Below are 23,404 nucleotides of genomic sequence, written 5' to 3' on the forward strand. Positions count from 1 at the left end.
ATGGGTCAGGATATGTGATGGGAGGTGGGAGGCTGGCAAAGCCAGCCTCCCACCTCCCATCACATATCCTGACCCAGCGAGCCACGCAGTGGCGAGAAGTCCTGTATATGTAGGCGCGTGCTTTAGCAGCGTCATTCGGGAAGGGAGTGAGAAGCTGGATTGGCAATACCACGAAAGTAGATCAAGCTGACATACTCCACAAGCTCCTCTGGCTTTATCGCCTCGCTGAGCAGCAAACGTTTAAAAGAATACGAGGCGAGCATACTGGTAAAGGTGTGGAGCACGATGGGATTGGGTAGAGAGGGATCAAACTCGCCACTGGTCTTCCCCTCTTCGATAAGTCCCATAAGTATGGACGCGAGCTGATCAAACATTGAGCGATGATGTTCTTTGAGAATAGAGCGTAGCTCAACGGCGCCAAAGAGTGCATAGAGCAGGCGCCCCCTCTGGCCACGCAGGCTCATAAAGACTGACTTGAGAATCATTTCCAGGCGCACCTGAGCCGAACCAGGAGTAGCAACAATACTCTGCAACATCTGAATGATGCCCTGGAGCTGCTCCTCCAGAATGGCCAGAACCAGGTCCTCTTTACGAGCAAAGTGGAGGTAGAGTGTGCCTTTGGCGATACCTACACGAGCAGCGATTTCATCCATTGATAATTCATAGTAGTCCTTTTCCAGCAAAACTTCTTCGGTTGCTTGGAGTATAAGTGCTTTACGCTGCTGACGCTGACGTTCTTTAAGCGAGAGCGCAGGTATAGGCTCATGCATGTGGCTCCCTCCAGTGTAGAGCAAAAATGAAGCATGAAAGCAGTACCCCTATTGTTCATGGGGGCTGATCGTACGTAATGTAGCAGTCTATACAAAGACGTACTTCAATATTACATTTCACGCCGTTGTGAAGATAAGGGCTATAGATGAGAATGCTCCCTAAATGGATGGCTAGTGCGATGGGTAGGAGAACTGGCTCACCAGGTATGGGAAACTAGTTCTCCGGTGTGCCCCTATCTCTCGATAGGGGCACGAGCTTTGGCGCTATAAGGTTAGTAGGTATGGCCCTCAGAGAAAGAGTTTCGTGAATCCAATGCGCTGTTGGCCGTCTCTTCCTGCTCACCTGGAGGCAGCATCTCATGCACATGACTCAGGCGCTGCTCAATTTCACGAGCATGCTGATTGAGTACCTGGAGATGCTCTGAAAGCTGGTAGACCTGTGCCTGAAGCATATGGACTTCCTGGCGCAGAGCAAAGACCGGGAAAGAAACATTGAGATACTCACCTGACTGCGCACCCGCGAAATCAGTAGCAGGATCGGTATACGCGGCCCTGGGCGTTGGATAGGGATGCGAAGCGCTCAGATCGCCTGTCTGCGCGTCCTGGTAGACCGTAGGCGCATCTGCGACCGAAGCGGCTTCTTGCTGCGGCGTTGCCGCTGGCGCTGGAGTCGCAGGCTGCTCCGCGACGGGTGCGGGAACAGGTGTAGTTGCCCCCGTCTCCTGACCGGCGCCACGTGCCAGGAGAAAAGCTCCCACAACCGCCAGCACGGCGACGACGATCAGGCCTCCAATAATTAACATGCGAACTTCCTTTCCAGGTTATAAGGAGACACCTTAGTGCAGATGGATCTTGACCTCGGCGCTCAGGCCAGGAACCAGGTTATGCCCACCATTGGTGTCAAGGGTAACGACCACGGGAACACGCTGACCAACCTTGGTGAAGTTGCCGCTGGACATATCCGTTGAGGGCAACAGGGAGAACTGGCCCGCGGTCGCCTGAACGATGTGATCAATATGGCCGGTGAACGAATCGCCATTGTAGGCATCAACGGTGATGTCCACATCCTGACCATTTTTGATGTTGTTGAGCTGACCCTCGTCGACATAAGCCACAACATTTAGCTTGCTCAGATCAACCACCTGAGCCAGTGACGCACCCGGGGTGACACTCTGACCGACGACTCCGCTCTCCTGCACAATTGTACCATCAATAGGGCTGGTCAGATTCACGGTTACCTTCTGACCGGTCTGAGAAAGGGTCGAGATCGTGCCAACGGTTTCTCCGGCGGTCACTTTATCGCCCTGCTTAACGCTCATGTCAACCAGCTGACCCGCCTGGGGGCTGCTGATATTGAGAATCTGCCCGTTGATCTGCGCATCATCGGTAGAGTAGAAGTAGTAGCTATTGTAGACCCAGTAACCTGCGGCGCCCGCGATAGCCAGGAGCGCAACGAAAACAAGAACGGGAACAAGAATGAGACGACGCACGTGCGTATCCTCCTTAGGTATATAAATGCTGATGAATAAATGTGCTGTTTTGTGCTAAAGAACAAGTGTATGAGATTAAACGGCGAGTGAAGCCTCTTCGCGAGCTTTTTCAGCCTCAGCGCGCTCCTCCTCGCTCATTGAAGCCTCTTCTTGAGCGGTCTTTTTCTTCTTCGCACCACTAACGAAGAGTGTCGCGATGATAGCTATGATTCCCAGGTAGAAGCTCAAACGGAAACCATCCTGCATAGCAAGCATGTAAGACTGCCTTTGCAGCAAACCACCGATCGTTTTCAGCGCGTAGGCATAAGCCGCGGTTGCCGAGAGGCCCTTGCCCATCAAAGCGCCCTGGAGCATCACAACCAGCTTCCCAAGTGGAGAGGTTGCTGTGACACGCTCGGCGAGGTGAGCATAATGGATTTTATTCTGACTCTGCACCATTGTTGCCAGAATAGCAATTGTGAGCGAACTACCAACGAAGCGAAGTGTTGTGCTCACCGAAGAGGCCTGCGAGAGACGGCGTGGCTCAATATTGGATAGGGCCGAAACCATGAGCGGCTGCATACACAGCCCGATACCGCAACTGCGCAGGATTAGCAGCCATTGGAACTGACCAATAGGAATATAGAGATCCAGCAGTGAATACAACCAGAGAGCGATGCTCATAATGACCAGGCCTGGAATAACAATCGCACGCACACCAAATTTATCTACCAGGCGTCCTCCGAGAAGCATCGTGATCATCGAGGCAAAGGCCTGTGGCAAGAGAACCAGGCCCGCATTAAATGCGCTCAACCCCCGTAGGTTCTCCAGGTAGACCGGGACCAGGAAGAGGCCACCATACAGCGAGAAGGTTACCAACAAGCTAGCGATGCTACTGGTGGTAAACGAACGATCTGTGAATACAGTCAGATCAAGCAGAGGGTGACGCCCCTGGCGAGCGGCACTGAGCTCGACATAAATGAAGAGGATCAGTAGCAGTGCGCCTCCAGCCAGCGTTCCAAGCACAGGTCCCGAGAGCCAGCCATCAGTACTGGCGTCGGAGAGGCCATACAACAGGAGGCCCAGGCCAATTGCCGAGAGAAGGAAACCAGGAATGTCAAAGGTTTTGTTACGAATGATCTCTCCCTCACGCAGGAAGAAGAAAGCCATCAGTAGACCCACAACACCAATAGGCAAGTTAATGTAGAAGATCAATTGCCAGTTGATGTAGGTGACGATATAGCCGCCAATTGTCGGCCCAATCGCCGGGGCGATTAGAATCGGCACACCGAAGGCACCCATGACGGTACCGCGCTCCTGAGGAGGAAACTCGCGATAGAGCAGAGTAATCGCCAGCGGAGTCAGGAAGGCACCCGTTACCCCCTGAAAGATACGGAAGATGATCAGAACAGGTAAGCTCCAGGCGATGCCGCACAGGGCGGACCCCAATGTAAAGCCAACCAGGGACATGATATAAAAACGTTTAATACCAACACGGTCAGCAAGAAAGGCCGTCAGTGGAGTGGCCACACCTTGAGCAAGTGTATAGGCAGTCAACACCCATTGCACGCTGTTCAGGTCTGTTCCAAAGGCACTTTGTAAGCGCGGAATGGCGATATTGACGATGGTACTGTCCAGGATAGACATAAAGGTACCAAAAATCACCACACAAGCCACGATCCACTTATAAGGGAGACCTCCTTCCCGCCTTGCAGCCGGGGCAGGAACTTGCATTCGAGAACCTCCTTTGCGTTACCATTACAGCACTTCTAGCTAGCAGATATCACCGCAGATTCAACCTTGAAGCGATAGGTGCAATGCTTATAGCGCTCACAGGTTACACATAGCACAAGGCCTTCCCGAAAGGGAACCTTGCACAATGATGGCAGGACATACGGTTACAGGGTTGTCATTCAGTTGGCAACGCTTAACCAGGTTAATCAGGGAAGTATCTCACGCCTCAGCCGTTTATAGATTGACCAAACAAGCTAAAACATGACCATCCATCCCTTAGTTTGACTTAAGCTTGGAAGTTTGACTTTATAGTCATAAATTTACCAGAACGTCATAGCATTTGTCAATAGGGATATATCGGCATTTTAAAAAATAGCCATAATTGCTTATGCGGCTTATCCAGGAGGATATGGAGATAGAGAGAGCGAGGGGTATAGTCTGGCAATTGCCCAGACTATACCCCTCGCTCTCTTGGAGGATTTCTCAGCGTCTGCGACGCTTTATGGAATGAGGGTGTGTGATGGGAGGCTGGCTCCGCTAGCCTCCCATCACACACCCTCATTCCATAAAATAACAAAAACGCGGGTTCTTACCTGGTAAGGGAAAGATAGAGTTACACGACCAGGTAGAATCCGCGTTCTCTTGTGTACAAGCACGCCACAAAAAAGCGTGTGCCTGTCATAGGTGAATTTTATCGTTGTTGGTGGAGGGGCGGAACTTGTTCCCATCATTAAGGAAGACGGAGAGCTGCTCCTGGGCAGGTAGATGAATATGAATAATCATATCCAGCTTACTATCTCCATTGACATCCCTAAATTCCAGGGTGACAGGTGCCTTATCGCCTCCATCGCCAGCGATATAGATAGGTGCCACATAGCTTATCGACTTGGCGGGATCACCGGCAACCATCTCAAAGACCACCGCCTGGCGATTCAGGTTAATGGCAACGAAATGGCTGGGATGCGTCGTCGCGTCGGTTCCATGACCAACGACAGCATCGACTTGATAGGTACGAGGGTTCCCATAGTGCACATCGTCGGAAACTTGATGTGCCCACGCCAACGCCCAGGAACCAGTAATCCAGATGGCGAGCATAGCCAGCATACCAACACCCAGGGGAAGAAGCCAGTGAATGCGATGATGCGTAGCCGATGGACGTGAAGCGGCGTTCCTTTTTGGCTGACGTGGAGCATTCTTGGGAGGCTGGTAGGTGGTGGTGCGTGGAGCTTGACGAGGCAAATCATTGGTGGTTGCTGCCTGGCGGCGCTGCGGAACAGTCGTTGTGGGAAAACTTGCTGCCGTGGTTCGATTTACTTGAGAGGGTTGCTGACTTAAACGTACAACGCTGGTGTGAGGGCGTGAATCCTCAAGTATATCATCCACTGCATTAAATCTTGAACCTGTAGTATATCGACCTTCGATTCGTGTATTTCGTGGACTCGAATCATTCGTCGTCGAATACTCCAAAGAACTTGAGCGTATTTTCCTCCGCGGCATTTGATGGGACTCATCACCTGGCGGCATGACTCTACCTTTCTCGCTAGGGAAAGCAAGGGCGCTTCCGATAGAGAATCAAAGCAGCTCAATGAGAACTGTCTCGCTTGCTATATTACAACCGCCAATGTGTCATTGTCAAATAAATCATGCCAATATGCTCGATGTTTCTTTTTTTAATGTCATTTTTATGCGGCTTTACTACAAGCGGAGGGTAATAAAGGGAGAGTGAGGGTCTTCGACCCTCACTCTCCCTTTATTACCCTCCGCTTGTTAGATTTTACTGAGGCGCGCAAAGTCCATGCTGAGCTGTTTCTTGCCGACGCTCCCCTGGAACTGGACCTCCACATATTCGGTCGGCCCCTCCATCTCACTCTTTAGCACCAGCCCCTCGCCAAATTTATCGTGACGTACATGGTCGCCCGCTTTAAACTGCGGGTCTCGAGGCTTTGGGCTGGCAGGCTCGGTCCGCTTGCCAGCAGGCGGTACAGGTGGACGTGTATTAGATGTATTCCCTGGACGGGCCGAGGACGATGCGCCACGGCCAGCGAGACCAGGCCCACCTGTACGCTGCGGGGAGCCATAGCTCTCATTTCCTGTCTCTGGCAAGCGGCGTCCACCAGAACTAGAGCTATCACCACGCCCAAAGACACGCCCTCCCTCATCGCCATAAGGATCCTGGTTAAACTCATCTTCCCAGGAGGGGGCACGCCGACGATTGATCTGTACGCCACTATTATGACCGGCATCAACGGACGGCTTTGAGCGGCTGCCATCCTCGGCCCCCAGGCCCGGACGACTGAGCAGATGGAGAGGGATATCGCTCAAGAAGCGCGATGGCTCTGTATACTGGGTCTCGCCCCAGAGCGAGCGCCGTCGAGCACGAACCAGGTAGAGACGCTTCATGGCACGTGTAAAGCCAACGTATGCCAGGCGGCGTTCTTCCTCTAGCTCCTCAGGTGTATTAATGGAGCGCGAATGCGGTAGTGAACCCTCGTCCATACCCACGATAAACACCACGGGATATTCCAGACCCTTGGCAGCATGCAGAGTGATCAGTGTCACCGAGTCGTTCTGCTCTTCGTTGACAAGCGCACCATTCTCGCTCGTCTGTGCCGTGTCGGCCCCGCCTACCAGGGCCACATTCTCCAGAAACAACTCCAGCGCGACCGGCGTCTCAATCTCTGAATAATCCTCGGCCACGCGGCGCAATTCAAGGACGTTGGCCCAGCGATCAAGCTCCTCTTCGGCATTTGCACGCAACTCAGGTCCATAGCCCGTACGTTCAGCGATGCGATCCAGCAGTTCGGGAAGCGGGAGTTCTTCAACAGCGCTTTGCAGGCCCACGATCAGCTTACTAAAGTTCTGGAGCGAGTTGCGGGCGGCGGTTCCCAGCGTTGTATGCTTCTCAACACGCTGAACAGCCTCATACAGCGAAATCCCCTGTTGCTTGGCCCATTTCTTCAGCTCGCCAATGGTCTTCGGCCCAATCTTGCGATTAGGCACATTCACGATCCGCTCAAAGCTCAGGTCATCATGCGGATTGGCCAGCAGGCGCAGGTAAGCGATCATATCCTTAATTTCTTTGCGCTCGTAGAACTTGCGGCTCCCGATGACCTTATAGGGAATATTCATACGCAGGAACTGCTCTTCGAGGGCGCGCGACTGGGCATTTGTGCGATACATCACGGCGATATCGCCGCGTCCTCCCACGTCTCCACGCGCCAGCAGGCGTATGATCTCATGCGCGGTAAACTGGCCTTCCATCTCTTCGTTAAAGGCCTCGTAGATGGTGATCTTCTCGCCCTGTCCCTGCGCGGTCCAGAGATTCTTCTGCTTGCGCAGGCGATTCTGCTGTACGATCTCCTGGGCGGCATCCAGGATATTCTGCGTCGAGCGATAGTTCTGCTCCAGCAAGATCACCTTTGTGTGCGGGAAGTCGCGCTCAAAGCGCACCACGTTCTCGGCACTGGCACCCCGCCAGGTATAAATCATCTGGTCATCATCGCCAACAACACATACGTTTCTCAGCCCCTCTTGCCGGTCGGCAGTCCCGCTGCCAAGCAAGCGAATAAGCTTATATTGTGGAAGGTTACAATCCTGGAACTCATCGACATGAATATATTGCCAATGGCGCTGATAGCGTTGCAGAATTTCTGGCTCGCGCCGCCAAAGCTGTTCGGTAAGCATCAGCAGGTCGTCAAAATCGACGGAGTTATTGGCGCGTAGCAAGCGCTGGTACACTTTATAAACGCGGGCGGCCACCTCTTCGCTATACTTGCGGGCCTGCTCCGCCATCTGGTCTGGACCAAGCATCTCGTTCTTTGCGCGCGATATCTGGCCGTGGATAGCGTTTGGACGATATAATTTCTCGTCCAGGTTCAGTTCTCTGATGGCCTGCTTCACCAGGGAAAGCTGATCGTCGGTATCCAGGATCACAAAAGATTTGTTCAGGCCCAGGGGCAGGAGCGCATCGGCCTCCATACGCAGCACGCGTGCGCAAATGGCATGGAAGGTGCCAATGCTCATGTCTTTCGACGCGCTCACCCCCACCAGTTTCTCCATACGTTCGCGCATCTCGCGCGCGGCCTTATTGGTAAAGGTCACGGCCAGGATATGCCAGGGAGAGACGTGTTCATGCTGGACCAGGTAGGCAATACGATGTGTAATGACACGCGTTTTGCCGCTACCAGGACCCGCGAGGATCAACACAGGTCCCTGTGTTGTGGTTACAGCCTGGCGCTGCGGTTCATTGAGTCCATCGAGTAAGTTTATCTGTTCCAACATCATCACGCTCCAGATCAGGCTTCAAGTCGTCAGCTATCTAGCTAGTCGGTCCATTAGTTCTATAGGTTTGCGTACCCTGCGAGAGGGCTGGGAGGAAGAAAGATATGATTTTTCCAGGTCTATTTCGGGGTCCAGGCTATTGTATCACAGTTGTGCTCGCAGGGGGACAGGCATGGTACTCAGGGAAAGACTACAGGAAGAGGCTGAGATGTATGGAGAAAGCTCCCCATGGCTTCCATTGCGCTCTCTTCTGAAAGCAATAATACGGTGCAAATGTCAAAGCCTTATCGCGTATCTGTTGCGAATTTGCCGCAATTCACAAGCGAGCAAGTGTGATACTATGAAAGCGATGAACAGTATGGCATGAGGAGGGTATCTTCCTCCTTAAAGTTTTTGGCAGTAAGTAAAGGAGCAGAGGCTGTTGGCGACACATAATCTCGTTTTATCTCCTGAGGCGGCTGTAGACCTGCATATGCATACTACATATAGCGACGGGCGCTGGCCCGCCGAACAGTTAATTAACTACCTGGTTGAGGAGAAATTTGACCTGGTTGCGGTCACTGATCATGACCGTGTCGATAAAGTGGCTGAAATTCGAGAGCTGGCGGCAAGCAAGGGGCTTCCTGTGTTGCCTGGAGTAGAGATCACCTGCAAGTGGAATGGGTACATGGCCCATATGCTCTGTTACGGTTTCGATCCGGCACAGAACGCAGTGCAAGAGGTTACAGAGAAGGTGGCGCGCCTGCAACTGGAGAACACGCACCAGGTGCATGATGCACTGGTAAGCAAGGGCTACGCCTTTCCTCGCGAGACCGAGGTCCTGGCAGAGCATGGCGGCAAACTTTTCCGTCCTTCGGATAACATTACCCTCCTCATAGAACATGGCTACGCGCCCGACCGTATGACTGGCCTGCGTATGATCGAACAGGCAGGCTTTGTCAGCATTATGGCGGATATGGCAGAGGCCGTTGAGGCGGCGCATAAGAGTAACGCGGTTTGCTTGATCGCCCATCCAGGACGTAAGGAGAGCGGCTTTACGTTCTATGATACTGAGCTGCTGGACCGCCTGCGCGCCGAGATTCCCTTAGATGGCATCGAGGTCTACCATCCCTACCATAGCCCTGAGACCATCGCCATGTACGAAGAGTATGTACACAAGCACAATCTGCTACAGAGCACTGGCTCCGACTCCCATAGCCATCCCGCTCGTATGCCACGCAAGCACCGGGCAGAGGTCAGCCGGCGCCTGCTGGAGCGCCTGGGCGTGACCATCAACGTGTAAACATAACACGCAAAAAGGTCACGGTTCCCGGCATGCCAGGAACCGTGACCTTTTTCGTATACACTAAATTCTTAGTGCTTCCCTTGAGGAATATACCAGTCATTGCCACGGCGCGCGAGGCCACCGGGATTTGTAAAGTTCCGGATGGCGTGGCCCTGCTCAAAGAGCTGCATGGTATCGTGCCAGATAGGCGCGGCGCCATCAACACCAGTGACATTGAACATCGGCGAGTTATCGTTGTTACCAGACCACACACCAACTGTGTAGTCGGTCGTCCAGCCAACGGTCCAGTTATCGCGGAAGTCGTTGGAAGTACCGGTTTTCACAGCCGCGGGACGAATGGGGCCGGGATTGCCAGCGTAACACTGCGACTGCGAGGTCGAGTACAGGTAGAGCACGCTACACTTACCGAACTCGAAGGTACGCGAATTGTTATCGCTAAGCACATTTGCCATCAGGTATGCCAGTTGCGGGCTAATCACACGCTTGGCGTTCATATCGGGACGATACACCACCTTGCCCTGCGAGTCGCGCACCTCAGTAATCGCATGCGGCGTGACGTGCTTACCACTATTGGCAAATGTACTATAGGCCGAGACCATGTCCGTCAGGTGCACGCTCAGCGAACCAAGCACCATCGTGTAGTTAGGTACACCTGCATACGTTGTAATTCCCAGGTTAAGCGCCATCTGTAGCGCGGGATCAACCCCCGTCTGCATCAGCAGCTTGACGGCAGGGATATTGAACGAGTTCTGCAAGGCATAGCGATAGGTAATATTGCCGTGATACTTCATGTCGTAGTTCGTTGGCTGATAGGCTGGCAGTCCACAGCACATGTTAATCGTCAGCGGACCATCCTGTACATGATCACCTGGACTGACGCCCTTATTAAAGGCGGTCGCATAGATGAAAGGCTTGAAAGATGAACCCGGCTGGCGTAAGCCCTGGCTGGCCACGTCAAAGGCTCCCGACTTGGGATCATTGGGATTAATGTTGCCTACCAGGGTCAATAGTGAGCCATCATGGGGGTTCATCACCACCACAGCCGAGTTAGACATATTATGAATTTTGGCATTCTCGGCGATATGCTTCTGCGCGATCTTCAGCACCTGGTTCTGCTTGGCCAGATCGAGCGCCGTCATGACCGTAAGTCCTGAACGTGAGAGGTCGCCAGCCTTTAAATGCAGCTTGTCCATCAACTCGCGCAGGGTATAAGCAGAGTAGTGCACAGCCAGGTCATTATGCACCTGCATTGGCTTAAGGAAATCCTCTTGCTCGGCCTCGGCAATCGCCTGTAGCTCCTGGGCGTGGGTGATATAGTTCTGCACATTCATATTATGCAGAACATCTTTCATACGGTTAAGCGCACGATCTTTATGCAGCCATGGGTTATAATAGTCGCCGTTCTGAGGGAGGCCAGCCAGCATAGCGGACTGTGCCAGGTCAAGCTGCTTGACCGCCGGCAAATTCGGCTTATCCTCCAAACCAAAGTAGATCTGTGCGGCAGCATCGGCCCCATAGGCTTGATCACCATAGTAGATCGTGTTGAGATACATAGTGATGATCTGCTCTTTAGTATAGTAGCGTGTTACGTCTGGTGCCAGCAAGATTTCTTGCAATTTACGGATAGCCGTCCGTTGCTGACCAAGGATCGTATTTTTGATCAACTGCTGCGTAATCGTACTGGCACCTGAGACCGTGTCATGAGCCGTGATGTCATCAAGTGCCGCGCGCACAATACCAGTGATATCATATCCTGGATTCGACCAGAAATACTGATCTTCAATGGCAATGGTCGCATGCATAAGCGTAGGCGAGAGCTGCGAATAGGGAACAGATGTTTGCACACCATCATCGATCATCTGATAGATCATCTGCCCCTGATCGTCATACATTTTCAGATTATCTTTAGGTAATATATCCGGCAGCGTCGTTACCTTACTCCCATAGAGCTGCTCAGTTGAATTATAGAGAGCCGTATACAGAGTAATAGAAGAGGCGGCAACAACCAGAAAAGCCATAAAAATGATGGCCAGCGGCATAAAGCCCCAGCGCGATCCTTTGCGCTCGGCTTCATTGAAGCGCTCATTACTCTCGCGCAACCCCTTGCGTTTAATATGGCGCTTGGTACGCCAACCTGGTGCCAGGGGAAGCAAATGCGCCACTGGATAGTAAACACCACGGGGCGCCTTGAGTGGGAGATTACTCAGGCGTTGCGCGGCGGCGGCCCTGGAATGTGTGGGCAGCTTCGCGGGAAGGATCACCCGCATTTTCGCGGTTTTGCCTGGATCATCATCGGCGTCTACGACCTGTGCATCCGCGGTAGCAACCAGACCTTTGCGCTCTTCACTACCTGGAGCTTGATCTTGAACGGATGCTTGGGTAGGCTCATTAGCCGCAGTCAGCGTAGAATGCAAAGCTTCTTGCGAGGTTGTCGCTGAAGCTTGCGCTCGCTCAGGGCGCTGCTGCTCATCCTGCATAATGCAACCTCTTTCTATTTAATCTTTCTATTTATACACTGGATTGGTGATAAATCAACTTTCACGGACAGGTTGAGAAAAGACCTGTAGCAGGAACAATAAAAATTTCGCATTACTCTTTTACCATACAGATAGAGTCGCTAAAAAAGATAGATATACTCTGTATCTTGCAATTTGTAGCAATGAATACCCAGTCCATCCCCTCTTTCCCACACTTATTCTAACTTCTGAGCAGTCGGATGTGCAACGACAAAATAAGTGTATTTCTGGTGCACGCAAAAAATGTGAGCAATTTCACAAAGAAATAGAGTACAGCAAACTGTCTATTTTAACGGAACACAAAAAGGGTGGTAACGCCTCCAGCGCGTAACGGTACAATTAGATATAATAATCCTGTTTTAACTCAGCTGCTTGCAGACAAAGGATATGAGCCCTGGGAGATGCGGCCATGACTGGCTGCGCACCTCCAGAACTCAACGCTATAGGTGCTACCAACCGCCAGCGCCAGGGTTGCCAGTATACGAGAAGCTGGGACAGTAAGGCGTATACTTGGTCTTACCCTTATCTTTGTTTTTATCGCCTCCAGGCGGCGGATTCTGGTTGTTATCCGTGGGATCCTGTAGCAGAGACTGTGGACTCCAGGACTGACCATTGGTCGAGTCATAGCCACTAGGCACCTTATCGGAGTAGAACCAGTCGGTCGACGTAATACCATCAATTGTCGCCGTGGTCCGCACCAGGCCACCCGGAACCGAGAAGTCGCGAATGGGTTTCCCTTTCTCAGCAAGCAACATCGCATCGTGCCAGATTGGCGCGGCGCCAACAACACCCGTTGTGCCATCAGACATCGGTGAGTTATCGTTGTTGCCTGCCCATACCCCCATGACATAGTCAGTGGTATAGCCAAGCGTCCAGTTGTCACGAAAGTCGTTGGTGGTACCGGTTTTCGCGGCGGCAGGACGGACTGCCCCACGATCTCCCGCATAGCATGACTGCTCTGAGTTCGAATACAACTGCAACTGATTGCAATCAAAGAACTCGGGTAGGCGGCTCTGATTGTCACTGAGCACATTCGAGATCATATACGCTGTCTGGGGACTAAAGACTTGCTTGCCCTTAGTCTGCTGGTGCTCGATGACCTTGCCAGTGCTCATGTACTCTATCTTTTGTACGGCGTAGTAGGGCACATGGACTCCGTTATTGCCAAAGGAACCAAAGGCCGAGACGTGGTCAAGCAGATGAACGCTCAAGCCACCCAGGACCATTGAGAGGCCAGGTGTTCCTTCATAGGAGAGATCCATCTCCTTGGCCTTATCCACGGCATTATTGATTCCAACCTGCTGGAGCACGCGTACGGCTGGAATATTGAGCGAGTTCTGTAAAGCACAACGTAGCGTCATCGGACCATGGTACTTCAGGTCATAGTTCTTAGGCTCCCAGTATGGGTCTTCAGCCCCTGGCGTGGGGAAACGCGTCTGGACATCATTCACCGCCTGTGCGGGCGAGGTTCCTTTCGACTGCATCGCCAGGGCATAGACATAGGGCTTGAAGGATGAGCCAGGCTGGCGCCAGCCCTGAGTCGCGACGTCAAACTTGCCGCCAATAGAGTTATTATTGTAGTCCAGGCTCCCCAGCAACGAGATGATCGCGCCGGTGTGCTGGTCCATAAGCACCTCGGCGGCGTTGGAGATACCATACGTATGCAATTCATCGGTATGATCCGTCATTACCTTCTGAATCTTATTTTGTAGAGCAATATCCAGCGTGGTTGTGACCTTCATGTCAGAGCGCGAGAGCTGCTCCTTACTCATATGCGTCATGCTTTGCAACTGGCTGAGCACAAAGTAGAAGAAGTGAGGCGCGAGCAGGCCCATATCGGGCGAATGTTTGAAGAAATCCTTCTGCCCGGCCTCCTTCAGAGCGGCACTCTCCTGGGCCTTTGTGATATTTTTCTGACTTACCATCAAGTCCAGCACTAGATGCATACGGTCCGTCGCGCGCGCGCGATAGTTCCAGGGATTATAGTAATCGCCGTTCTGAGGTAGGCCAGCAAGCATCGCTGCCTGGGCCAGGTCGAGCTGCTTTGAGGCTGGTAAACCTGGTTTATCCTGCAAACCAAAGTACATATTCGCGGCGGCATCGATACCATAGGCCTGAGACCCATAGTAGATGGTGTTGAGATACATCTCCATGATATCTTGTTTGGTGTAGACGTCATTGACCTGGGGCGTCAGGATGATCTCTTCAAGCTTACGCACATTGTCTACCTTGTCACCCACAACCAGCTTCTTGATCAACTGCTGCGTAATTGTACTGCCACCCTCGACGACGTGCCCACTCTTCAGGTTATCAAGCGCGGCCTGAAGGATACGCGCAATGTCTACGCCAGGATTCGTCCAGAAGTTTTTATCCTCAACCGCGATGGTCGCATTTACCAGGTCGGGCGAGACATCTTGCAATTTCACCGATGTATGCACACCATTATCAGCTAGCTGCCCTAGTAATGTCCCTTTGCTATCGTAGACCTTCAGATTATCCTTGGGCAAAAGCTCGTGCAGGCTAAGCACGCGCCCCAGGTAACGTCCCTGGGTATCGCTGTAGAAACGATAACCAAAGTACGCTCCCGTACCGCTCAGGGCCAGGAAGACAATCAATAGGACCATCAGGACGGAGAAAGCTCCAACCAGGACATTGTTGCGGGTCTGCTTTTTCTGCAAATGATTACGCCGAATGTGCCAGCGCGCCACGCGTAATATCTTGCGATGATGGCGGCGCACGAGATGTCTGCGGTACTCTTGCGCCAACTCTTCATCCGGCAAGCCTACCATAGAGGCGGTAATCACTTCCTCAGGCGAAAGCGAGGCTGCCTGTTCAAGAGCCTCATCTCTATGGGCCTCTCGCTGGGCGACAGCAATCTTCTGCCTATTTACGGCTCCAGGCTGAGCCTCTGCCCCCTGTGACTCGCTTGCGCTCACTTTATTGGAAGGGGGAACGGGTGATTCTAGCTTCTTTTTGTCGCTGCGCCTGGAGGCACCCGCGCCCGGGCGACGTGGTACCGAGGCTGGCATAGCAGGTTTAGGCGGATTAGCTGGCTTCGCTGAGGCTTCTGGCGCCGTGAGCTCGCGAGTGGGTGCGTCTGTGATATCTGGACCGGATGGGTCGTTTTGGGGCTGCTCCGCGGGTGATGTCCCTTTGGGTTCGGTGTTCGTCGTTGCAGGTTGGTTGCGAGACTGGCGCTTCTCAAAAGCACGCACAGCCCGTTGCTGCCGCGTAGAAATAAAGGTCTCTGCCCTGGGACGGCGTACAGGAGCAATACCAGGTGTCGCTTTCGGTTCAGCAGGCTCGGATTGCTCTTCTGGAGCTGAGGCAGAAGTTACCTGCTCCTCAGCCTGCGTGGCTGGATGCTCCTCGCTCTCGTTCGCCAGTGGCGCTTCTGGTGACGTCGCCTCTTGTATGGTTGCTGGCGAGATACGCACAGTTGGGATATCCTGTTCAGCGTCATCCTCAGACGGCGCCGACTCCTGCGATAGGCTTTCTTCCTTGGATTCGACTACCTGTGGCTCCTCTGTATTAGCAGGCAAGGCGGAAACCTCCGCTTGCGGCTCCGGCTGGGAATGCTTCTCTGATGCAGCCACAGCCTTTTCACTCACGTTAGTAGAGCTAGCAGCGTCGGGCTCCTCTTTATGGGCAGGCGAGGTAACGTCAGGAGTAGTGGACCTGGGCACACGGCCAATTGCGGGTAAGCCAGGAACGGTTGGAGCGTCATCATCATCGATGTCAGAGTCTTCCGAGTCTTCTAAACGGGGAGAGACTTCTTGAGAAGCCTGCTCTATTTTCTGTTCAGAGTTATTTTCCTGCTGTTCTTGAGTCTGCTCTTCCAATGGTGAGGCGGGCAGTCCTTGCTCCATCGCTTCCGATGAAGCCGGAGACCGCTCAGAGCTGGTTTCCTTTTTTCTTTGATCTGGTGACATTCTATGCTCCCCTGATATTACCCCTTAGATGCAGATAACAGAATAGAGAAAGTATCCGCACGTAGCTGCGAAAAAAATACACAGTAAACAAGGAGGTTCAGAATTAATAATATCTTTTCAGGCGATAACTATTTTTAACTTTGAGAATATATACAGGAGGAAGGGTGTAAAAGCGCGCAAAAAGCTCTTCTGGCCAGCACAAAACAAAGTCCCCCTTATTAAGTAAGACGCGACAGTGGAAGAAATGTGACACCTGACATAAAGGCGTATACTATAAGTACCCGTTAGCGCTATCAAAAGTAGCTATTTTTTCAAAAAGAAGGCGACTCGGGCGTGACCGCGGCCTCGATCAGCGCGGGAAGAATTTCGTTGGTGATGGTTTGAATCTGGTACAGGCTCTCCAGCCAGGGAATATCCTGTTCGCGTGCACCGCGCACCTCGGCAAGTTGCAGCACCGCTTCATCCATGATGGTACGAAAATAGAGGAAGGCACGCACCGCGTCCGCCACTGGCACATGAGCCTTGCGCGTCACTGTGCCATACTCGGTCCCCAGTTGGATGGCCTCCTGGCGCAGATCCTCCTTATGAGCGGGATCATTCAGACCACGCAAGAGTAAATCCAGTGCCCGTCGCCCCAACATACGATAGGCATTCAGCGCGGACTCATTAAAATGCTGATACCAGGAGAACCGGCCAAGGGTACCAGCAGTAAAATCGAGGCGGACCCGCCCGATCAAGTTCTGAATAAGCATCTGTGAGGCGACATTAGGCTTCAGCTCGCTCTCCTGTCGTAGACGCGCCTCAATATCAGTACGCCGAAAGCGCCGGTGTCCGCCACTGGTACGACGAGATGGAAGTTCATTCCGATCAGCCCACAGGCGTACAGTGGCGGGGTGCATACCAAGCATCTCCGCAGCCTCGCGCAAGCTCAGCCATTCTTCTCCAGCCTGTGACGTCACCAGAACCTCCTCTGTGTACTAGCTATGTATCACACTACCAACGAATACCATGTTTCTCTCAGCCTGATTGTATGTAATTTACGTATGATCCGTCAAGTAGGAAAAAAGAGCACAGAAGCTTTTCAACGCGAAGTTGCGCAAAATAGATAAGTATTTTCTGGTAGAGGTGTGGTGAGCCTGAGTGCCGCGTATGCGGCACTCAGGCTCACCACACCTCTACCAGAAAACATTGTTCATTGGGAGACAATATGCTGAAAGTGCTCTGGGAGATCTTTTAAAAGTGTATGCAAGGCTCGTGGATAGAGTGGCGCACGCTCTATCTCCTCCAAGGGTAGCCAATCGAAGTAGAGTAGCTCCTCATTTGAGGAGACACGAGAGCCGTCTTTATCGCGCAAGGCAAGCGACGATTGTTGATAGATATATGCGTCTTCAGGAAAGTCGAGCAAGAAGTAGAGACCTATTTCATGTGTTGCCCTGGGCTGTTGCCCAAAAAAGTTCTCTATGATCGCCAGGGGACGCACAATCGTTGGCGTCAGGTCCAATTCTTCCTCAACCTCACGCTGGAGCGTTGTGGCAGCAGATTCAAGCAGTTCCGCACGCCCACCTGGGAGAAACCAGTAGGGGGGAGTGGTCCGGACGGCGCGCTGACAGAGAACACGACCATTATGGAGAATAACACCCCCCACACGATATACAAAGAGAATACCATCAATCGCAAAGGTAATCATATGCCTGGATGGAACCATATACGCCTCACTTTTCTGGTTTCTGATCTCTAATTTCTAATTTCTACAACTCCAGCAAACGCATAAGCATCTTCTCTATGTAATACCATATTCTAGAGCAATTGGGGAACAGCGGTTCTTGCTTTGCCAGGGGAGTCACCTTGCCTGCCGCTGACACGTGTACAAAGCGTACACATATAGATGCGCCACCAATTACTACCAATTACTAGTCAGTGCTGGTCAGGACAAACCAGGGTAAGCGAGTAAAAGGAGAGAACGAGCCATGCCAGACCATAATACGCCTCAGCCAGGTGAACAACAGCGCCAGGAAGAAGCTACGCAATATGAGCAACTGGTAGCCTCCCAGCGCAAAGAAGTGGCTGGACAAACCAGCACAGGCAACGCGCGCGATCTAGGAACGGCTGGAGGAGGAATGATTCCCGATAGTGCCGCGGGTGGCTCTGGAAACGCACGCGGTGGCATGGGGACACCTGAAGGAGGAGCCACAGGCGGTCGAGCCATTGAAGAGGAACAGCGTGAGCGCGGTAGTGGTACTACGGCTGATAACCGCTCTGGAAGCACTGCGGCCAATATCAACGCTGTTGATCAACAAGCCAGCCAGAGCATTGGTGGTCGTACACCCGACCAACCCCAAACCAGCATGGGAGACCGTGATCCCCATACCTCAGGCGGGCAGGGCACCAACCAAAACATTATTGATCCCATGACCTCGCGTGCCCCCAGGCATGTACAAGATCAGGAAGAGGCGCGTAAAGCTGAACAAAAGAAAGACACAGAAGAACAATAGGAAGCAAAAATATTAATGCCTTTTTAACACATCGGTTATAAGAAACATGCTATACTCCCAGCATAAAAGCTCACCACTTCCTACCTGATAAATATGACGAGAAAGCCCTCATTGTAAGACGAGAGACAATGAGGGCTTTCTCGTGTCTTCATAGTGTTCATTGCTATTAGACGTAATCGTGTGCGATACTAACTTTGGAACGAGTTAGCGGGATACATCTTTTTCACTTATGAGGAAGAATGAGAACTATGAAGTCAGGTATGCCAGTCGCCAGGGAAGCCGTTGTAGCTGATGAGATTTGGGACCAGGCCCTCTTCCAGGCACTCGCGCAGACATGCGATATCCAGGCCGATGTAGCCTTACTCTTTGCCAGTGGCGAATATGAGGAACATTTCCCGGAGATGTTGCGTATCATCAAAAAGGAAACAGGTGCCTCAATTGTACTGGGATGCTCGGGCCAGGGTATTATAGGGACAGGGATGGAATTGGAGGATGTGCCAGCACTCTCGCTCATGACGATGTCACTGCCAGGAGCCACGCTCCACGCGACTCGCTTGCCACCAGACATTGTAGAGATGTTTAACACCCCTGAAGAGTTACGAACCCTCCTCGATGTGCCGCTCGATGACGTGAATGGCTGGCTCCTCTTCCTCGATCCCTTCCATCTCAATAGTGAGTCTCTTATTGACGCGTTGGCCAGGGCCTATCCCCAGGTATCTATGATGGGTGGCCTGGCCTCAAACGATATGCAAGACTCGCCCTGCTATTTCTTCTTTAACGATACCGTCTATACCGATGGTGGCATTGGCCTGGCAATTGGCGGTCCCTACAAGATTCTCTCAATCGTCTCTCAGGGGTGCGAACCTATTGGTGAACCTTGGACAATCACTAAAGTACAGGATAATGGCCTGATCGAAACCATCTCTAACCGGCCAGCCTATGACATGCTCGTAGATACCTTTCAGAAACTCTCGCCCGCCGCGCAAATCCGCGCCCAGAGAAACCTGTTGCTGGTTGGGCTGGCCGCGGACGAGTACAGCGAGCGCTTTGGGCGTGGCAGCTTCTTAATACGCAATCTACTCGGCGTCGACCGGCGCAACAAGGCGTTGGCAATCGGCGCGCAGCCACGCGTCGGCCAGACCATCCAATTCCAGATGCGCGATTCAGAGACCGCGGACTTAGACCTGCGCGAACTCCTTAATAAGCTTCATTACCGCCTCAAGAAAGCCGAGGCGTACCAGGTCGTCAGCGGCATCCTCTGCACCTGCAACGGGCGTGGCGAAAGCCTGTTTCCCACCCCCAATCACGACGCGGGCATGGTTGAAGAGATCCTGGGACCCCTGCCAACTATTGGCCTCTTCTGCAATGGTGAAATCGGGCCAGTTGGCGACCGCCCCTTCCTACACAGCTTTACCGCCTGCCTGGCCCTTATCGTCAAACGTAATGAGTAAAAGATATGTGTATGAAAAATGGAGCCTGGCTCCATTTTTCATACACATATCTTTTACTCATGAATGCCTATTCCCGCTTGACAAGTCATAATTGGCATGTTACGCTTGCAGTAGTTATTGTCTGTGCTATTCAGGAAAAGAGAGACGTTTTCATGTTCTCCAGGAGTATGGTAAAAGCGATCCTGACACAATTGCCTGTGAGCAGTTGGTGTACAGTGCGCAAATATGGCGAGGCCCATTCCGTCGCCCAAGGCCATACTATGCCCTTTTTCAGGAGGACGGAACACGACCTGAGCTAAGCAGGAATTTCTTTAAAGACGCAAAGCTCGAATAGTACCTACCGTGGGGCCATAGATGGTCAGTGCCACGGTTTTTTTGTTGCCTTTTTTGACTTGAAAGATCTTGAAAGGTCTTGAAAAGCCCAGAAAGGCAAGGAGAGGGGCAATTACGCTTCCCTCGTCTAATCAGAAAAGAAGCCGTGAAGAGTGGCGACGTTTAGCCACCCTTCACGGCTTCTCTGCGTTTTTGGCAAGGAGATAGACACTATGTTATACCTGAGTCTTTTCTGTATGCTCGGCACACCATTTGGAGCACGACCACCCTGCGCCTGGGCGCTGACTACAAACAAACTGAGTCTGCTCCTGGTCACTGATTGCCAGGAGCAAGAGACCTATACGAACTCTAGTTAGTACGACAGATACAGAATGGCTCGCCTCTTTTCTCAGAGGCAGGCCAGCAACAGGAGGTTACTATGCTGGATATGCACCAGATTATGCCCGCCGGGCAACATAATATACATGTACGCCAGTACCTGGCCTTGAAAAATAACACAAAGCACAATCCAGAGCACCTGATAACCCTCGAAGGGCTAGGGCCAATCCAGGCAGCGCTGGAGGCTGGCTTAGAGCTTTCTTGCCTCTTCGTCTGCCCTGAACGACTACGAGGAAGCGATGGCATGGCTCTCATAGAACTAGCCATCACGCGCAAGGTACACCTCTACCAGGTCAGCGAGAAGGTCTTAGGCAGCATGGTCGATTGGGAGGGTCCCGATGGACTGGCAGCCATGGTGCGCCTGCGGCGATACGACTTGTCTCACCTCAAACCGCGCCAGAAAGGGACGCTCCTCATCCTGGATGGACTGCAAATTCCTGGGAATATTGGCACGGTTATTCGCAGTGCCGATGGCGCAGGCGCCCATGGAATTATCATCACACAGAGCCGCCAGCGCCTGACGCATCCCAAGCTGGTCCGCGCCAGTATGGGTTCGCTCTTTACGTTACCTATCATCGAGAGCGATGTAGAGACGGCCTATGCCTGGCTCAAGCGCTATGGCTACCAGGTCGTCACGACCAGCCCCCGGGCCAGGGTCAGCTTTCGCCAGGCCCACTATAGCGCGCGTACAGCTATCGTGATGGGCAACGAGCGAGAAGGCGTCTCAGAGGACTGGTTCGCGTGCCATGACCTGAGCGTCTCCATTCCCATGCGCGGACGCGCCGACTCGCTCAACGTCGGCAACGCGGCTGTCCTGATGCTCTACGAAGTCCTACACCAGCAGCAAGGATAAAGGGTGTGATAGCAGGCTGGCCCCGCCAGTCTGCTATCACACACCTGACCAGCGTGCTACACATGTATCGCCTCTTATCCTTTCGACGAATCCTGGTTAAGATTTTGAGTTATCTATCTGATTTGTAGGAAATGAGTAATACTTTCTATGCAGTTCCTGTTTAACCTCAGTTATACTCTGCTATGATTGATTCATGTAGCAGAATATACCAATGCGTATTGAGAGGTGCCAAATGGTTGAAAGCCTTACCAATGCCAGATTGGCAGGGACGACGGTAGGCAACTACCAGTTAAAACAGGTCTTACAAGAACATCCATGGGGTCCTGTCTTTCTCGCTCACAACCGCGAGGGACGGAGCGTCATGCTGCGCCTTCTGGATTTTGAATCCGCAGCCAATCCAGCCAGAGTGTCGCTTCCACCCGAGAATCACATGATATACCTGGGTCGCTTCCAACAGGAGGCCAGCCAGGTGGCGAAGCTAGAGCACCAACACATCCTGCCTCTTCTGGATTACGGCAATTTTCAGGGGATGCCTTTCCTGGTCTATCCCTATGTCTCGCTCGTGCCCTTGCGCACCCTACTGGCGCGCAACGTTCCCTCCGACCTGCGTATCGTGGGACAATACCTGGAACAGATCGTTTCTGCATTGGAGTATGCCCATGAGCACGCCGTATTGCACCGTAACCTTTCGACCAACAACATTTTCCTGCATAACAACCGGCATCTCCTCCTGGGCGAGTTTGGCCTGCTACGCATACGCGAGTTGAGCCTCGCCATACGGAGCGAGAAGCATACCTTTGAAGGCGATAGCGAGTCGAGCGCGCCCGAGCAGCTTCTTGGTAGATCCGTAGGTGCCTATACAGATATCTATGCCCTGGGAGCGATCATCTTCCGTTTACTCACAGGCCAGCCTCCATTTCAGGGTCGCTCGCGCAATGAGGTCATGCGCCAGCACCTCTATGCCGAGGTACCATCCCTAAGCGCCTGGCTCTCAGAGCCACCCGAGGGATTAGAAGCACTTCTACTTAAAGCTATGGCCAAGGAACCCCAGATGCGCTACCGGCATCCAGGCGAGGTCCTACAGGCATACTACCAGGTCGTCGCCCCCGAGCGCCTCCCAGCGGTCGCAGCACTGATGCAAAACACATCACAGGCCGCGAGCAACCATTCCCTGGGCAGGGATGCAAACGAAATCGACACCGAACATGGCCGAGCACAGCGGCACGCTTCACGTCCAGTGACTCCCGCAGGTGAAGGCGTGCCCCATAAGCAGATCTCGAGGCGAACGCTGTTCGCAGTTGGCGGCGGGACAGCCGCCGCGGTCACCATCGCAGCTCTGGGCGTGAATATGCTCAGCGCGCATGTGATCCATCCCACAGCACCGATGCCTGGCACAAAGCCGCAGGCAGGACAGCCCAAGGCAACCAGTACTCAGCCTCCACGCGCGCAGAACAAGCCAACACAGGCTGCACAACCGACACAGGCTCCCAAGCCCATGAACGGAAAAGTCCTGGCACATACCGGAGATATCCCAATCAATCAAGCAATTACGTTTACTTTACCTGACCAAAAGAATCCAGGGGTATTGATCCATCTGCCCAATACCAAATTCGTCGCCTTTGATTCAACCTGCACACACCAGGGATGCGCTGTACATTATGACCAAGGAAGCAAACATCTGGTCTGCCCCTGTCACTCAGCAGTCTTCGATCCCGCGAATAATGCCAGTGTCCTTCAGGGTCCCGCCATGACGCCGCTTAAGAAGGTGCAGATTATGGTTAATGCCGATGGCACTATTGCCATGGCTTGAGGCAAGGCACATGCAAGCAAGGATGACGATAGCAGATAGGCACATGCCCATATAATAATCACAAGAGGAGAAGAGTCGCTTTGAAAGAGGGCAAAGGGTA

Annotated in this window: 16 protein-coding genes; 6 read left to right on the plus strand and 10 right to left on the minus strand. The window is 52.7% G+C overall.

Going from position 1 to position 23,404, the window contains the following annotated elements:
* Positions 1 to 131: 131 nt before the first annotated feature.
* From JMJ16_RS38030 to JMJ16_RS38055, 6 genes are all read right to left on the minus strand, one after another.
* Positions 132 to 770: a TetR/AcrR family transcriptional regulator gene (locus JMJ16_RS38030; protein ID WP_201389971.1), complete on the minus strand. Its 639-nt coding sequence runs from the start codon at positions 768 to 770 to the stop codon at positions 132 to 134.
* 272 nt (positions 771 to 1,042) lie between these two features.
* On the minus strand, positions 1,043 to 1,573 hold the full coding sequence (locus JMJ16_RS38035; protein ID WP_201389973.1) for a hypothetical protein: 531 nt from the start codon (positions 1,571 to 1,573) through the stop codon (positions 1,043 to 1,045).
* A 33-nt stretch (positions 1,574 to 1,606) separates the two neighbouring features.
* Entirely contained in the window at positions 1,607 to 2,260 is a 654-nt protein-coding gene (locus JMJ16_RS38040; protein ID WP_201381514.1) for an HlyD family secretion protein, read from the minus strand.
* Between the two features lie 75 nt (positions 2,261 to 2,335).
* Positions 2,336 to 3,973: an MDR family MFS transporter gene (locus JMJ16_RS38045; RefSeq protein ID WP_201389975.1), complete on the minus strand. Its 1,638-nt coding sequence runs from the start codon at positions 3,971 to 3,973 to the stop codon at positions 2,336 to 2,338.
* Positions 3,974 to 4,651: 678 nt separating this feature from the next.
* Positions 4,652 to 5,356 carry a hypothetical protein gene (locus JMJ16_RS38050; RefSeq protein WP_201370310.1) on the minus strand — a complete coding sequence of 235 codons (705 nt, stop codon included), beginning with the start codon at positions 5,354 to 5,356 and terminating at the stop codon, positions 4,652 to 4,654.
* A gap of 384 nt (positions 5,357 to 5,740) precedes the next feature.
* Positions 5,741 to 8,257, minus strand: a complete 2,517-nt coding sequence (locus JMJ16_RS38055; RefSeq protein WP_201389977.1) for an ATP-dependent helicase — start codon at positions 8,255 to 8,257, stop codon at positions 5,741 to 5,743.
* Positions 8,258 to 8,675: 418 nt separating this feature from the next.
* On the opposite strand from JMJ16_RS38055, the gene JMJ16_RS38060 reads away from it, so the two are divergent.
* The gene (locus tag JMJ16_RS38060) at positions 8,676 to 9,536 is read left to right on the plus strand and encodes a PHP domain-containing protein (RefSeq protein WP_201389979.1); all 861 of its coding nucleotides are present in this window, start codon (positions 8,676 to 8,678) and stop codon (positions 9,534 to 9,536) included.
* A 71-nt stretch (positions 9,537 to 9,607) separates the two neighbouring features.
* Here JMJ16_RS38060 and JMJ16_RS38065 read toward each other — a convergent pair whose 3' ends face one another.
* From JMJ16_RS38065 to JMJ16_RS38080, 4 genes are all read right to left on the minus strand, one after another.
* The gene (locus JMJ16_RS38065; protein ID WP_201389981.1) at positions 9,608 to 12,016 is read right to left on the minus strand and encodes a transglycosylase domain-containing protein; all 2,409 of its coding nucleotides are present in this window, start codon (positions 12,014 to 12,016) and stop codon (positions 9,608 to 9,610) included.
* A gap of 488 nt (positions 12,017 to 12,504) precedes the next feature.
* Positions 12,505 to 15,987: a transglycosylase domain-containing protein gene (locus tag JMJ16_RS38070; protein ID WP_201389983.1), complete on the minus strand. Its 3,483-nt coding sequence runs from the start codon at positions 15,985 to 15,987 to the stop codon at positions 12,505 to 12,507.
* A gap of 311 nt (positions 15,988 to 16,298) precedes the next feature.
* Entirely contained in the window at positions 16,299 to 16,946 is a 648-nt protein-coding gene (locus JMJ16_RS38075; RefSeq protein ID WP_201381529.1) for a helix-turn-helix domain-containing protein, read from the minus strand.
* A 233-nt stretch (positions 16,947 to 17,179) separates the two neighbouring features.
* Positions 17,180 to 17,692 (minus strand): NUDIX hydrolase, encoded by a 513-nt coding sequence (locus JMJ16_RS38080; RefSeq protein ID WP_201389985.1) that lies wholly within the window; start codon positions 17,690 to 17,692, stop codon positions 17,180 to 17,182.
* 262 nt (positions 17,693 to 17,954) lie between these two features.
* Here JMJ16_RS38080 and JMJ16_RS38085 point away from each other — a divergent pair, with 262 nt between their 5' ends.
* From JMJ16_RS38085 to JMJ16_RS38105, 5 genes are all read left to right on the plus strand, one after another.
* The gene (locus JMJ16_RS38085) at positions 17,955 to 18,479 is read left to right on the plus strand and encodes a hypothetical protein (RefSeq protein ID WP_201389987.1); all 525 of its coding nucleotides are present in this window, start codon (positions 17,955 to 17,957) and stop codon (positions 18,477 to 18,479) included.
* A 248-nt stretch (positions 18,480 to 18,727) separates the two neighbouring features.
* Entirely contained in the window at positions 18,728 to 19,930 is a 1,203-nt protein-coding gene (locus JMJ16_RS38090; protein ID WP_201381533.1) for an FIST N-terminal domain-containing protein, read from the plus strand.
* A gap of 545 nt (positions 19,931 to 20,475) precedes the next feature.
* Positions 20,476 to 20,619: a hypothetical protein gene (locus JMJ16_RS38095; protein ID WP_201389989.1), complete on the plus strand. Its 144-nt coding sequence runs from the start codon at positions 20,476 to 20,478 to the stop codon at positions 20,617 to 20,619.
* A 62-nt stretch (positions 20,620 to 20,681) separates the two neighbouring features.
* Positions 20,682 to 21,494: an RNA methyltransferase gene (locus JMJ16_RS38100; RefSeq protein ID WP_201389991.1), complete on the plus strand. Its 813-nt coding sequence runs from the start codon at positions 20,682 to 20,684 to the stop codon at positions 21,492 to 21,494.
* 232 nt (positions 21,495 to 21,726) lie between these two features.
* Entirely contained in the window at positions 21,727 to 23,304 is a 1,578-nt protein-coding gene (locus tag JMJ16_RS38105) for a protein kinase (protein ID WP_201389992.1), read from the plus strand.
* The last annotated feature ends 100 nt before the right edge of the window (positions 23,305 to 23,404 follow it).

Source organism: Ktedonobacter sp. SOSP1-52, from assembly GCF_016587395.1.

Excerpts from the sequence above, each read along its gene's own strand:
- JMJ16_RS38065 (WP_201389981.1), bottom strand. The coding sequence starts at position 12,016 with ATGCAGGATGAGCAGCAGCGCCCTGAGCGAGCGCAAGCTTCAGCGACA.
- JMJ16_RS38030 (WP_201389971.1), bottom strand. The coding sequence starts at position 770 with ATGCATGAGCCTATACCTGCGCTCTCGCTTAAAGAACGTCAGCGTCAG.
- JMJ16_RS38055 (WP_201389977.1), bottom strand. The coding sequence starts at position 8,257 with ATGATGTTGGAACAGATAAACTTACTCGATGGACTCAATGAACCGCAG.
- JMJ16_RS38100 (WP_201389991.1), top strand. The coding sequence starts at position 20,682 with ATGCTGGATATGCACCAGATTATGCCCGCCGGGCAACATAATATACAT.
- JMJ16_RS38045 (WP_201389975.1), bottom strand. The coding sequence starts at position 3,973 with ATGCAAGTTCCTGCCCCGGCTGCAAGGCGGGAAGGAGGTCTCCCTTAT.
- JMJ16_RS38090 (WP_201381533.1), top strand. The coding sequence starts at position 18,728 with ATGAAGTCAGGTATGCCAGTCGCCAGGGAAGCCGTTGTAGCTGATGAG.
- JMJ16_RS38095 (WP_201389989.1), top strand. The coding sequence starts at position 20,476 with ATGTTATACCTGAGTCTTTTCTGTATGCTCGGCACACCATTTGGAGCA.
- JMJ16_RS38035 (WP_201389973.1), bottom strand. The coding sequence starts at position 1,573 with ATGTTAATTATTGGAGGCCTGATCGTCGTCGCCGTGCTGGCGGTTGTG.
- JMJ16_RS38070 (WP_201389983.1), bottom strand. The coding sequence starts at position 15,987 with ATGTCACCAGATCAAAGAAAAAAGGAAACCAGCTCTGAGCGGTCTCCG.
- JMJ16_RS38080 (WP_201389985.1), bottom strand. The coding sequence starts at position 17,692 with ATGGTTCCATCCAGGCATATGATTACCTTTGCGATTGATGGTATTCTC.
- JMJ16_RS38085 (WP_201389987.1), top strand. The coding sequence starts at position 17,955 with ATGCCAGACCATAATACGCCTCAGCCAGGTGAACAACAGCGCCAGGAA.
- JMJ16_RS38105 (WP_201389992.1), top strand. The coding sequence starts at position 21,727 with ATGGTTGAAAGCCTTACCAATGCCAGATTGGCAGGGACGACGGTAGGC.